At 67.5% G+C, this 12,999-nt stretch carries 9 protein-coding genes and 1 pseudogene; 2 read left to right on the top strand and 8 right to left on the bottom strand.

The features are described 5' to 3' along the window. Nucleotide 1: 1 nt before the first annotated feature. The 4 genes and pseudogenes from AT700_RS00990 to AT700_RS00975 all read right to left on the bottom strand — a co-directional run bounded on the left by AT700_RS00990 (nucleotide 2) and on the right by AT700_RS00975 (nucleotide 6,048). Nucleotides 2-1,120: a Re/Si-specific NAD(P)(+) transhydrogenase subunit alpha gene (locus AT700_RS00990; protein WP_003083972.1), complete on the bottom strand. Its 1,119-nt coding sequence runs from the start codon at nucleotides 1,118-1,120 to the stop codon at nucleotides 2-4. Nucleotides 1,121-1,766: 646 nt separating this feature from the next. Further along, nucleotides 1,767-2,665, bottom strand: a pseudogene (locus AT700_RS30575) (TauD/TfdA dioxygenase family protein). 67 nt (nucleotides 2,666-2,732) lie between these two features. Beyond that, nucleotides 2,733-3,635 carry a TauD/TfdA dioxygenase family protein gene (locus tag AT700_RS00980; RefSeq protein WP_003112660.1) on the bottom strand — a complete coding sequence of 301 codons (903 nt, stop codon included), beginning with the start codon at nucleotides 3,633-3,635 and terminating at the stop codon, nucleotides 2,733-2,735. Nucleotides 3,636-3,675: 40 nt separating this feature from the next. Then, a complete protein-coding gene (locus AT700_RS00975; RefSeq protein WP_034021787.1) occupies nucleotides 3,676-6,048 on the bottom strand; it encodes a TonB-dependent receptor in 2,373 nt (790 codons plus the stop codon). A 349-nt stretch (nucleotides 6,049-6,397) separates the two neighbouring features. Here AT700_RS00975 and AT700_RS00970 point away from each other — a divergent pair, with 349 nt between their 5' ends. Further along, nucleotides 6,398-7,315, top strand: coding sequence for a LysR family transcriptional regulator (locus AT700_RS00970; protein WP_003083964.1), 918 nt, complete (start codon nucleotides 6,398-6,400; stop codon nucleotides 7,313-7,315). A gap of 23 nt (nucleotides 7,316-7,338) precedes the next feature. Here AT700_RS00970 and AT700_RS00965 read toward each other — a convergent pair whose 3' ends face one another. Beyond that, nucleotides 7,339-8,064 carry an acid phosphatase gene (locus AT700_RS00965; RefSeq protein WP_003083962.1) on the bottom strand — a complete coding sequence of 242 codons (726 nt, stop codon included), beginning with the start codon at nucleotides 8,062-8,064 and terminating at the stop codon, nucleotides 7,339-7,341. Nucleotides 8,065-8,311: 247 nt separating this feature from the next. Between AT700_RS00965 and AT700_RS00960 the strand changes: the two genes are divergently transcribed. Continuing rightward, on the top strand, nucleotides 8,312-9,670 hold the full coding sequence (locus tag AT700_RS00960) for an OprD family porin (RefSeq protein WP_003142446.1): 1,359 nt from the start codon (nucleotides 8,312-8,314) through the stop codon (nucleotides 9,668-9,670). Nucleotides 9,671-9,707: 37 nt separating this feature from the next. On the opposite strand, the gene AT700_RS00955 is transcribed toward AT700_RS00960, so the two are convergent. The 3 genes from AT700_RS00955 to AT700_RS00945 form a co-directional block, all read right to left on the bottom strand. Continuing rightward, nucleotides 9,708-10,589 (bottom strand): AEC family transporter, encoded by an 882-nt coding sequence (locus AT700_RS00955; protein WP_048520702.1) that lies wholly within the window; start codon nucleotides 10,587-10,589, stop codon nucleotides 9,708-9,710. Then, nucleotides 10,586-11,401 (bottom strand): clavaminate synthase family protein, encoded by an 816-nt coding sequence (locus AT700_RS00950; RefSeq protein WP_003112656.1) that lies wholly within the window; start codon nucleotides 11,399-11,401, stop codon nucleotides 10,586-10,588. Before AT700_RS00950 ends, AT700_RS00955 begins: the two co-directional genes overlap by 4 nt. Before the next feature lie 417 nt (nucleotides 11,402-11,818). Beyond that, nucleotides 11,819-12,880, bottom strand: a complete 1,062-nt coding sequence (locus tag AT700_RS00945; protein WP_003112655.1) for an ABC transporter substrate-binding protein — start codon at nucleotides 12,878-12,880, stop codon at nucleotides 11,819-11,821. Nucleotides 12,881-12,999 lie beyond the last annotated feature (119 nt).

The following is a 12,999-nucleotide window of genomic DNA, read 5'->3' as shown; positions in this document are numbered from 1 at the left end:
CTCAGCCGTTCTTGCGCACCGCCTGGCCGTCGCGGCACATCAGGCAGGCGGCGACGATGTCGTCCTCGAGGTTCACGCTGAAGCCTTCGGCGTTCAGGGTGAGCTTGAGGAAATCGAGGATGTTGCGCGCGTATAGCGCCGAGGCGTCCGCCGGTACCAGCGCGGCCAGGTTGCTGTGGCCGACGATGGTCACGCCGTGCCGGACCACGACCTGGTCGGCCTCGGTCAGCGGGCAGTTGCCGCCCTGGGCGGCGGCCAGGTCGATGACCACCGAGCCCGGCTTCATCTCCGCCACGGTCGCCTCGTGCAGCAGCGTCGGCGCCTTGCGGCCGGGGATCAGCGCGGTGGTGATGACGATGTCCGACTGCTTGGCGCGCTCGTGCACGGCCTTGGCCTGGCGCTCCATCCACGAGGCCGGCATCGGCCGCGCGTAGCCGCCGACGCCTTCGGCGCACTCGCGCTCTTCGTCGGTCTCGTAGGGCACGTCGACGAACTTGGCGCCGAGCGACTCGATCTGCTCCTTCACCGCCGGACGCACGTCGGAAGCCTCGATCACCGCGCCCAGGCGCTTGGCCGTGGCGATCGCCTGCAGGCCGGCGACGCCGGCGCCGAGGATCAGCACGCGGGCGGCCTTCACGGTGCCGGCGGCGGTCATCAGCATCGGCATGAAGCGCGGGTAGTGGTTGGCGGCGAGCATCACCGCCTTGTAGCCGGCGATGTTGGCCTGCGAGGAGAGCACGTCCAGGCTCTGCGCCCGCGAGGTACGCGGCGCGGCCTCGAGGGCGAAGGCGGTGATGCCGCGCTCGGCCATGCGGGCGATGTTCTCGTTGTCGAAGGGGTTGAGCATGCCGACCAGCACGGCACCGCTTTTCATCTGGGCCAGCTCGGCGGCGCTGGGCGCGACCACCTTCAGCACCAGGTCGGCGCCGAAGGCCTCGGCGGCGCTGCCGATCGTCGCGCCAGCGGCTTCATAGGCACTGTCCGGCTGGCTGGCGTTGACGCCGGCGCCGCTCTGGACGATCACCTGGTGGCCTTGGCCGATCAGCTTCTTGACGGTTTCCGGGGTGGCGGAAACCCGCGTCTCACCGGCATGGGTCTCGAGGGGGACACCGATCTGCACTCACGAATCTCCTGCGTGATTGTCGAGTAGTCCGGGGCACTGCGGATGGCGCACCGGCTGCGGAGGTCTAGCTCACATACCGCGATTCGCGAACGAACCTTGGCGCGGCATTGTGCAATCGAGCCGAAAAGCCTTCAACAAGTTCTGAAGGCATACGACAGAGAAACTACAAGTCATAAACCGACCAACAATTCCCGCCCATCACCGCCGGGCGCGTCCTGACTGGCGTGCAGCCTATCCGGGGAAGCCCGCGCGAGAATATGACATCCCTGCCGTGAATGACCGGCTATCAGGTCAAGCCGCTACGGTTTCGACGGGAAAATATCCTGCCAGCGCCGCGGAATGGCGGGGTAATTAATGTTTTTAATACGCTGTATCAGCAATCCCTGATGCCTGGCCAAAGTAGCAAAGCAAAACTTTGACTACAAAGTCAGGATCGCCTTTCCATGGGCGCTGCAGGCCAGCTCGTTAGACCAAAGGCGAATTGCCCTATGGGCAGGATAGACGCGGAGAAATGGCAGAACTGCGACAGCATGTCGCAGTTCTGCTAGCTATTCGCCGGAACGGAAGGGGCTCGCCAGAGCGGCGCGCAGCGACCTACGCCGGTCGGCAACGGAGGAGCCGGCGCACGCTGGGGGATGCCGGCTCAGAACGGACGGCTGCCCGCCAGGCTGATGCGCTTCAGGCGCCGCCGCTCGCTGGCCGGGAAGGCGTTGCGCGCATGCAGCACGGCCTGGTTGTCCCACCAGACGATGTCGCCCACCGACCAGGCGTGGCTGTAGCTCAGTTCCGGGCGCGCCAGATGTTCGCGCAGGCGACCGATCAGCGCCTGGCCCCGCGCGGGTCGTAGCCGGGAATCTCCACCTCGGTGTGGGCGCTGAGGAACAGTACGCGCCGGCCGCTTTCCGGGTGGGTGCGTACCAGCGGGTGCTCGCTGCCCTGGATCGGTTCGATGTCCGGCGTGCGGTAGGTGGCGAAACCGCCGCCGTAGCCGCCCTCGCGCAGGCGGATGAAGGGGTTGTAGTTGATCAGGCGCAGGCCATCGATCTCGCGCCGGGTCGCCTCGTCGAGGCTCTCGTAGGCGCGCGCCAGGTTGGTGAAGCGCGTCTCGCCGCCACTGGACGGCACCTCCAGTGCGTAGAGGAACGAGCCGGAGGACGGCACCGGCGTCCATTGGTGGTCGATGTGTGCCGGCAGGGCGAAGTTGCCCAGTTCGCCGTCGCCGGTGTTGGCCACCTTGACGATGTCCGGCACCTTGCCGTCGCCACCCGAGGACAGCACCGGGATGTCCGCCGGCGGCTGGAACACCGAGCCGAACAGGGTGGCGAAGCGCAAGTACTGCTCATCGTCGAGGTGCTGCTGGCGGAACACCAGGATGTGGTGCTCGCGCAGCGCCTGCTTGAGCGCCAGGACCTGCTCCGGCGCCAGCGGCCGGCGCGCGTCGAGGCCACGGACTTCGGCGCCCAGCGGCGCCTCCAGGGGGGTGATGCGGAATGCCTCGGCGACCTCGGGTTCGGGTTGCCGGGCGGTGGCGGATTGGCTCATGTAAGGGGTCCTCGCGGGTTCGTTCTTCCTGTGGTCGCCCTCCCCGGCGAGGAGAGGGCCGGGTCCGTCATGCCTTCCGGATCGTCCGGCTGCGTTGCCCGTCGATGCCTACCGGCACGTCGCCGCCGAGGGTCACCCGGCGCACCACGCGCGGCTGGTCGCCGTAGTCGTCGATCGCGTAGTGCTGGGTCGCGCGATTGTCCCAGATCGCCACGTCGCCGGCCTGCCAGCGCCAGCGCACGGTGTTCTCCAGGCGCGTGACGTGCCCCTGCAGCACCGCGAAGAGGTGCGCCGAGTCATGCTGCGAAAGACCCTTCAGGCGTTTCACGAAGTGGCCGAGGAGCAGCGTCCGCTCGCCGCTTTGCGGATGCACGCGGACCACCGGGTGCTCGGTCTCGTAGACGGTCGAGGTGAACACCTTGCGGTAGTTCTCCAACTGCTCCACCGAGGCGCTGGGCTTGACCCCGGCGTAGTCGTACTCGTTGCTGTGCACCGCCCAGAGCCGGTCGGCCAGTTCGCGCAGCTCCGCCGGCAGGTCGGCGTAGGCGCTCGCCGTGTTGGCCCAGACGGTGTCGCCGCCGGACTCCGGGGCCACCACGCTGCGCAGGATCGAGGCCTTCGGGTAGGCCTCGACGAAGGTCACGTCGGTATGCCAGGAATTGGCCCGGCGGCCTTCGGCGCCATCCAGCTCGAGGAGGAAGCGGGTGCCTTCGCGGGACGGCACGGTGGGGTGGGCGACCGGTTCGCCGAGCAAGTGGGCGAAGGCCTCCTGGGTCTGGTCGTCGAGATGGCTCTGGTCCCGGAAGAAGATCACCTTGTGGCGTACCAGGGCGGCCTGGATCGCCTCGACGGTGGCGGCGTCCAGTTCGCCGGACAGGGTCACGCCGCGAATCTCCGCGCCGATCCGTCCGGCGACCGGCCGGATGTCGAGCCGTACCGGCGTGGCGAGGGCTTGTGCTGCATTGCTCATGTCATGTTCCTCATGCGTGGGGTACTGCGTGGGTGAAGGCTCAGAAGTCGTAGCGCAGCGATACGCCGAGCGTGCGCGGCTGCCCCACCGATGCGGTGTAGGAGCCGTTGATGCTGGCGAAGGCGCTCAGGTAGTAGTCCTTGTCGAAGGCGTTCTTCAGCCATACCGAGGTGTCCAGTTGGCCGTCGCCGAGATCGCTGCGCAGACCGGCGGCGAGGTTCACCAGGGCGTAGCCGTCGATCTTCGAAAGGTCGGAGTTGTCCAGCGTGCCCTCGGCGGCGGAGCGGTAGGCGTAGCTGGCGCTGACGTAGGGTTGGAAGCGGTCGTCGAGGCGCCACTGGTATTCGCCATTGAGATTGGCGATCCATTTCGAGGCGCCGACCACGCGCTGCCCGGTGAGGTCGCAACTGCTCGGCGCGCCGGGCCGGGTGCTGACTTCCGCAGGGCACGGGGCATCCTTGAACGACAGGTAGGTGACGTCGTTATAGGAGCCGTTGAAGTTCAGGGTCAGGCCGCGCAACGGCAGCGCGGTGGCCTCGAACTCCAGACCACGCGAGCGCACGCTGCCGGCGTTGGCCAGCACCTGCACCAACTGGGTCGAGCCCGGCGCCTGGTACAGGGTGGTGGCCTGGTAGCCGTGGATGCCGGTCCAGAACAGGTTGGCGTTGAGCAGCAGGCGCCGGTCGAAGAGCGTGCTCTTCAGGCCCAGCTCGGCGTCGTTGGCGCGCTCCGGTCCGACCAGCAGCGAATCGGCGCCGGCGCTCGGTGCGCTGCCCACCGCCAGGTTGACCCCGCCGGACTTCTCGCCGTGGGACAGGCTGGCGTAGCCGAGCAGGTCGTCGCTGAACTGGTAGCTGAGGCTGAGCAACGCCGAAGGGGCGAAGTTGTACTGGCTGAGATCGCCGGAATCGTAGGCGCCGAGCTGGCCGTTGCGCACCGCCGCGCCGACCCCGCCGACCGCCGCGCCGCCCAGCGGAGCGAAGCGCTCGACCTTGGCGTTCTTCTCCTCGTAGGTACCGCGCAGGCCGGCGGTGAAGTCCAGGCGTTCGCTGAGGTGCCAGGTGCCCTGGGCGAACAGCGCGAAGCTGTCGGTCTCGATCTTGCCGTTGGCCTTCGAGTAGGTGTCGTTCAGCGCGCCGAGATTGGCGCCGAGCAGGTACAGGTCGGCCAACGGTCCGTAGGAGGTGAAGGTCTTGTTGCCGAGGTTCTGCCTGAACGCGTAGGCGCCCACCACGTAGTCGAAGGCACCGCCGGTGGGCGAGGCCAGGCGGATCTCCTGGGAGAACTGCCGGTCGTGCACTTCCACCCCGGTGTCGTTGATCGCCGAGACGTTCAGTTGCTCGTCGTTGGCCGGGGTGAAGTGCCAGTAGCGGTAGGCGCTGATGGAGGTCAGGCGGTAGCCGCCGGCGAGGTTCCAGTTGGCCTCCAGCGAGCTGCCGCCCTGGTGCACGCTGACGTGCTGGCGGCCGTTGATGTTGACCTTCCTGCGCTGCGGATCGCGCAACGGCGAAGCGCCGACCAGCGCGGCGCGCTGCCAGAAACGCTCGGCGCCGCCGTAGACCACCATGCTGCCGTTGCTCGAATCCTCCTCGTTGTAGTCGGCGATCCAGCGCAGGCTGAAGTCCTCGTTCGGCTCGAACAGCAATTGCCCGCGCGCGCCCTGGCGCTCGCCGCCGTTGAGATAGTTGTCGTCGTGGATGTTCTTGATGTAGCCGTCGTCGCGGGTGCGATAGGCCGAGAGGCGTCCGGCGAGGGTTTCGCCGAGCGGCCCGGAAACCGTGCCGCGGCCCTGGAAGTAGCCATCCTGCCCGCCGGAGACCTCGACGGTACGCTCGGCAGTGAAGGTCGGCGCGCGGGTGCTGATGTTCAGCACCCCGGCGGTGGTGTTCTTGCCGAACAGGGTGCCCTGCGGACCGCGCAGCAGCTCCAGTTGCTCGATGTCCAGCAGGTCGAACACGGCCATTCCCGGACGTCCCAGGTAGACGTTGTCGAGGTAGATCCCGGCGCTGCCTTCCAGGCCGTCGCTGGCGGGGTTGTTGCCGATGCCGCGCACGGCGACGCTCGACTGCCGCGCATGGATGTAGGCGACATTGACGCTGGGCAGCACCTGCTGCAGGTCCTGCACCCGGGAGATGCGCTGGGCCTCGAGAGTCTCGCCGCCGAGCACGGTGATCGGCGTCGGTACCTTCTGCGAATCCTCCTCGCGGCGACGCGCGGTGACAGTGACCTTGCCCAGGGCCGTATCGGCCTTGTCCGGAACGCTGCTGGCCAGCGGCGGCGCTTCCTCGGCGGGCGCGGGAGCATCGGCGGCACTGGCCGGCAAAGCACCGCCGAGGGCGAGCAGCAGGGCCAGGGCGTAGTCGGAGCCGCCGGGCGGCGTTCGGCGGAGCGGCAGGCGGTAGTGGTGCTTCATCGTGAATGTCCTCGGTTCCGGCGCAGCCGGACGCAGGCAGCAGGCGGCCATGCCGCGCAAGGCAGCGATCTGGCGAAAGGTTCGAAGGGGGCCGGCGGACGGCTCAGCCCCGGGCGACTGTCAGGGGCGACAGCCGCCGGCGACGCGGAAGGGCATTCGGAACGGCGGAGGTGGGGCGGCAAAGGCACGGTGGACCATGTTCAGCTCCTGGGGTCTATCTATGCTTATTACTAAATCGCATATTTTTCTAATTTGTTCTTTGTTGACGGAATAAGAGCTTGCATTTAAAACCAGCACATCCCGAACGGCAAATGCCTTTGTCCAATATTTCCAATGCCGGTAAAGCATCATGGATCTGCGCCAACTGCGTTACTTCATCGCCCTCGCCGAACACCGCAGTTTCGTCCGCGCGGCGGACGCCATGGGCATCACCCAGCCGGCCTTCAGCCGCAGCATCCAGGGCCTGGAGCAGGAGCTTGGCTGTCAGTTGGTGGACCGTGGCAGCAAGGACCTGCGCCCGACGCCGGAAGGCCAGGTGGTGCTGCAACACGCGCTGAGCCTGGTGCAGGGGTCGGCCAACCTGATCCACGAGATCGCCCAGTTGAACAAGCTGGATGCCGGCGAGCTGCGCTTCGGCAGCGGGCCGGCGCCGGCCCAGCAACTGGTGCCGGACGCGGTGGCCGACTTCATCAACCGCCACCCGCGGGTGCAGATCAGCCTGGACGTGGACAACTGGGAAAAGCTCAGCCGCGCCCTGCTCCGCGAAGAGATCGAATTCTTCGTCGCCGACATCCGCGACTTCGAGGCCGACCCGAACTTCCAGACGCGCCCGCTGACCCCGCGCCGCGGCCAGTTCTTCTGCCGTCCGCAACATCCGCTGCTGGGCAAGGACAGCCTGTCCACCAACGACCTGTTCAACTACCCGCTGGCCTCGACCCTGATTCCCCCGGGCATCCGCAAGCTGCTGGCGAACCTCAGCGGCAAGATCGACTTCGCCGCCAACATCCGCTGCGAGAACATGCACGCGCTGATCCGTATCGTCCGCCAGACCGACGCCATCGGCATCGCCAGCGACGAGACCCTGCGCCCCTACCTGCAGCGCGGCGAACTGCAACCGCTACAGTGGCGCAACCTGCCGCAGAACCTGGATAGCCTCAGCGCCCGCTGCGGCATCATCAGCCGCAGCGGCTACCGGCTTTCGGCAGCGGCCAAGGCGATGATCGAGACGCTGGTGGAACTGGACCAGGCGCAACACGCGGCGGCCTGAGCCGCCGCGCGCTTTCCCTTCCTCTACTGGAGTTTCGGCAACCCCAGCGCGCCGCGCAGCTCCTCGCGCACCGCGGCGAAGTCGGCGGCCACCGCCGGATCGGCCAGCAGGCTCGCCACCAGCGCCGCGGCGGCGGTCTGCCCGCCTTCCAGGTCGCTGGGGAAGTGCACGCCGGCCAGCACACGGCTCTGCGCATGCTCCTCGGCGCGGGCGAAGAACGCATCGTGATGCTCCGGCACCAGCATGCTCAGCAGCGAGGCCTTGAAGTAGCTGTCCATGGTGTGGCCGCTGGGATAGGACTCCCCCTCCGGCGGCGGCAGCACCGGCTTCACCTTCGGTGTCACTTCGTAGGGACGCGGGCGGGCGAAGTGCTTCTTCGCCGGCATCAGCACCTCGACCAGGTTTTCCTGGGCGCGGTTGAAGAAACTCCGGGTCAGCGGCAGGCGTTCCTTGTCGAACGAGGCGCCCAGCAGGTCGCCGGCGAAGGGGAAGACGTTGTCCTCCCACTGGTCGTGGGCGCGTACCCGGCGTACCTGTTCGGGCGTGCGCAGGCGTTGCGCCTCCAGCACCGCGCCGAGATCGGCGACGGCCGCAGCCGAGTCCGCCGCCGGCGGCGGCGGGAGGTAGTCGGCCAGGCGCGGTGGGTGGGCCAGCGGATAGGGCGCGGCGGCGGTCTCCCCGAGACAAGACAGCGGTGCGAGCAGCGAAAGGCAGAGCAAGAGCGAAGGGCATAGGGTCTTGTTGTTCATGAAGCGTATTCCCTGAGGCGAGGTTGCATCGGGAGCCTAGGCTCCCACCCACGGCCGTTGCGGATGACGGCCGACGCCACACTCTCCGTCGGTGACTTCCGAAATGCTTGACCCGGCCTGCCGTTGCACATGCCAGCCCCTGCCAATGGCAGGCCCCGGCAAAAGCCGAGGCAGGGAAACACAAGCGGCCTGCGGAGCGACTTCCGAGACTGCGCCCACCTGGCACTCAGGTGGGAGAAAACAATAAATGCAAAATCTCAGACGCGCTGTATTCGCCGGCCTGGTCGCCGGCACGCTTTCCGAAGGGGCGGCCGCGACGGCCGGGGATGGGGGCTTCGTCGAGGACAGCGAACTGCAGTTCCTCGCTCGCACCTACTACTTCAACCGCGACTACCGCGACAGCCCGAACAACGCCGGGCGCAACCGCTTCAAGCCCAGGAGCGAGCGCAACGGCTACCGTGAGGAAGCCACCCAGGGCCTGCGCCTCCAGTTCGCCTCCGGCTACACGCCGGGCAGCCTCGGCTTCGGCCTCGACGCCCATGCCATGCTCGGCCTGCAACTGGACAGCGGCGGCGGCCGCACCGGCACCGGCAACCTGCCGGTCGGCGCCGACGGCCATCCCGACCATCGCTACGGCAAGGTCGGTGGCGCCCTCAGGCTACGCCACGGCGAAACCCGCCTGAAGTACGGCCAGACCACCACCAGCGCGCCGGTGTTCGCCGCCAGCAGCAACCGCACGCTGGCCGGCATGGCCTACGGCCTGCTGCTGGAGGACCGCTCGTTCGACGGGCTGCTGCTCGAGGGCGGGCGCTTCACCGCCGCCTCCGGCCCCGGCGAATCCAAGGTCCGCGGCGACATCAGCACCGTCTACGGACGCCTCGGCGCCTATCCGGTGCGCCTCGACGCGGTCGGCTTCCTCGGCGGTCAATGGCAGGCCACGGAGCGGCTGCAACTGTCGCTCTACGCCTCGCGCTTCGACGACATCTGGCAGCAGGCCTATTTCGGCGCCAGCCATCGCCAGCCGCTGGGCGGGGAGCGCGCGCTGCGGGTCGACCTCGACGCCTACCGCACCCGCGACAGCGGCCAGAGCCGCTTCGGCCGCATCGACACCCTGGCCAGCTCCCTGGCCCTGGGCTACGAACAGGGGCCGCAGCGCATCACCCTGGCCTACCAGCGTGTCCATGGCGAGCAGCCGTTCGACTACATGGCCTTCGGCGACGGGCGCTCCAGCGCGTCCATGGTACTGGCCAACTCGGTGGGCTACTCCGACTTCAACGGACCGGGCGAGCGTTCCTGGCAATTACGCTATGACCTGGACCTCGGCGCGCTCGGCCTGCCTGGGCTCAGCCTGCATGCGCTGCATGCCCGCGGCCGTGCCGGGGCCAGCGCCAGCAGTGCCGCCGAGAGCATCTACGCCGGACTCTACGGGCGTGACGGGCGGCACCGGGAAAGCGACCTCGGCTTCGCCTATCGGGTCAAGGCGGGCCCCCTCGCCGGCCTCGCGCTGCGCGCCTCGCAGGCCTGGCACCGGGGCAACGCGAGCTATCTCGACGGCGACATCGACGAAACCCGGCTGGTCGTCGATTACTCCCGCTCGATCTGGTGACGCCCCGGGCCGCCCCGCGGGGCGGCCCGGATCGTCTTCACGCGCGCGGCAGCAACTGGATGAACAAAGGCGTGGAGAGCAGCACCAGCAGCGTGGTGATCAGCACCATGCCTGCCACTTCGTTCACCGGTCCGTCGTAACGCTTGGCCAACAGGTAGGTGAGCACCGCGGTCGGCATCCCGCACTGGATGGCGAAGGTGCCCGCCGCCACCGCCTCCATGCCCAGGCCGGTAGCGATCCCATAGCCGACCGCGAAACCGCCCCAGACCCGCACCAGAGACAGCAGCAACGGCCGCCAGGTCTCGTGCAGGCGCAGACCGGCCAGCGACAGGCCGAGCATCACCAGCATCAGCGGCACGGTAATCCCACCCAGCAGGCGGGTCACATCGCGCAACGGCGGCGGCAGGCTCCAGCCCAGGGCGATCAGGCCCAGCGCCACGGCCAGGGCATAGATCATCGGGTTGCGCAGGATGCTCGCCGGGGTGATATCGCCCGAAGCGAACCAGACGCCGAGCGTCGCGTGACCCACCTGGATCAGGGTGGAGAACGCCACCGCATACACCAGCGCCTCCTCGCCGAAGGCCAGGTAGGCGATGGGGATGCCCATGTTCCCGGAGTTCGGCAGCATGATCGACGGCAGGTAGCGCCGCACCGGCATCCGCAGCAGGCGCAGGGCGACCAGGCCCAGCAGGGCGAACGCCAGCACCGCCAGCGCGGTGGCGAGGAACACCCCGGCCACCATGCCAATGGACAGGCCGGGGCGGTCCAGCGACGACAGCAGCAGGCAGGGAAAGCCGACGTTGGCCACCAGGAACACCAGCGCGCGGGTATCCACCGGCCCGGCGGAACGGCTCCAGGCGAAACCGATCCCGGTGCAGATCAGGATCGGCAGCACCACCGCGACGAACTGTGCGATCACAACCCCACCTTGAAGCCCAGTTCCAGCTCCGCCCGCAGGCGGCCGTGGCCGTCGAAGTTGAGCCGGCGCATTTCGCGCAGTTCGTTGGCGCAGAAGGCGGTGCGCCCGTGCAACACCGCGGTGTTGTCGAGCACCAGGATTTCCCCCGGTTCGAGCTTGATCCGCAGTTGGCAGGCCGGATCCTCGAGCGCCGCCACCAGTTCGGCGAAGGCCTCCACCGCCACAGGGTGCTCGACCACCTCGGCCGCCCCGTCGTTCTGCCGGAACTTGATGCCCAGCGCCTCGCCGTTCAGGCGGAACACCGGCTGGGTGCTGCTCTGGTGCTTGCGCACGATGGTCAGGGCGTCGCCGCGCAGCAGGCCGAGATGCTTGGTCGGCATGCGCCGGCGCAGGCGCTCGAAGGCCAGTCCGGCGCTGGCCAGCAGGGTCTCCCCGCCCTCCCGGGCGTTGCGCACGCATTGCAGGCTGCACAATTGCTCCGGGGTGTCGAGGAAAGCGCCGTCGGTGTGCAGCTTGTGCTCCAGCGGCGTGGAGCCGAGGTAGCCGCTGACATACCGCGCATTGCTGATCGGCACGATGCCGTCGGCGTCGGCGCGCGGGTGGGGGGCGGCGCGGCCGAACAACTCCTTGAGCGCGAGAAGTTCCTGCCTGTCTTCGCCGTGTTCGCTGCGCAACAGCAGGAAACCAAACTCGTTGAGGGTCCGGATGATCGCCGATTGTTCCTGGCGGGATAACTTCACCAGCGTTCTCACCGAAACTTTCACGCGTTCGAGATCGAGTGTCGCGTCGAACAATTTGCTATCGAGATTCATATGACCGCTCTCCTCCGGAAGAAAATCAGGAATGCCGCCGACGCGCAGGGCGAGGCCCGGCGCTGGCGCCGCGCTGTCGTAGTGATGGGCAGGCTAGATGCGGGACGCGGCGGTTCGCCGCGAGATACTTGGAGTTGTTTCCGGGGAGGGTCGGGAGAATTGTCGGAAGGGAAAACTGGAAGAATTGGCAGTGCCGATTTTGTATCTGAATATATGGGGCGATTAACGAACGAAATGATCGCGGAATAACCTGCGGATTACCCGCGTGAAACTTTCATGACGCGATATACGCAGAATCCCCGACCAACGGCTGGATACTTCGCTCGATCCAGTCATTGGTTGGGTCGGTGCAAGAATCTCGAAACATATTACAAATTGCTACGAAACGGCGCCGCCTCGGCCGTCCCCGGCTCGGCGTCACTCCGCCGCCTGCGCCACGGCCTTGGCCTTCGCCAGCTTGCCGGCCGCCTCCAGCAGTTCCGGCGCGGCCCACTGCTCGGCGCTGAATTCGCGACGGATCAGGCCGAAACGCTTGGCCGCCTGGATCGAAGCATCCAGCCGGCCAAGGAAATCGGCGTCCAGGCGCGGCGACAGGGCGTCGCCCAGCTTGCGGCCACGGTACTCGCTCTGCAGGATCACCACCGGGTAGCTGGCCTGCTTCGACACCAGTTCGATGTAGGCGTCGCGGTTCTCCTCGCGGGCCAGCCAGTCCTGGGCCTGCAACTGCACCTTGAGCAGCCGCTCGGTGATGTCCGGATGGGCATCGACGAAGGCTCCGGAGCCGACCAGCAGCGCCTGCAGGGTGCCGGCGCCGTTCAGGTCGCGGGTGCTCAGCGGAATTTCCGCGAGCCCGCGGTCGCGCAGGGCGAACAGTCCGGCCAGGCCCCAGGTGGCATCGATCTGCCTGGCTGCGAGGGCGGACAGGGCGGCGCTGAAATCGAGGTTGATCACCTTCAGGTCCTTCTCGCTGAGACCGACGCTGGCCAGGGCATTGTCGAACGACAACTGGCTGGCGGTGCCACGGAAGATGCCTACGCGCTTGCCCTTGAGATCCTCCAGGGTCTTGATCCCGGAGCCCGGCTGCACGCCGAGATAGTGGTTGACCCCTCGCGCGGTAGCGGCCAGCAGGCGGCTGTCCAGGCCTCCGGACTTGCCGATGATCGCCGCCAGGTCGCCGAGGTAGGCGAAGTCCACCTGGCCGTTGGCGAACGCTTCGTTGACCACCGGGCCGGCGCCCTTGAAGAAGCTCCATTTCACCGCGATGCCGTCGTTGGCGAACTCCTTCTCCAGCAACTGGCGGGTGTAGAGCACGTCGACCACGCCGCCGCCCGAGTGCGAACTGCCGGCGCTGACGTCCGGCACCGCGATGCGGATTTCCTTCGGCGGAGCGGCGCTCGCCAGCGGCACGTAGGCACCGAGCAGGCCGGCGAGCACAGGCGCGGCGAACAGACCGAGCAGGGAAGACGTAAGCGCTTTCATGGGGCGGCTCCTTGGAACGGGAAGAGAGGGATTCCCGCCGGGAGCGGGTGTACGGCTAGCTATGCACAGCGGCGCCTCGAAAATAAATAATAAAAATTCATTTTTTTATAACCACAAGC

Source organism: Pseudomonas aeruginosa (assembly GCF_001457615.1).
GTDB lineage: Bacteria > Pseudomonadota > Gammaproteobacteria > Pseudomonadales > Pseudomonadaceae > Pseudomonas > Pseudomonas aeruginosa.
The sequence above is the reverse complement of the archived record's forward strand: the minus strand, read 5'-3'. Positions and strand labels throughout refer to the sequence as shown.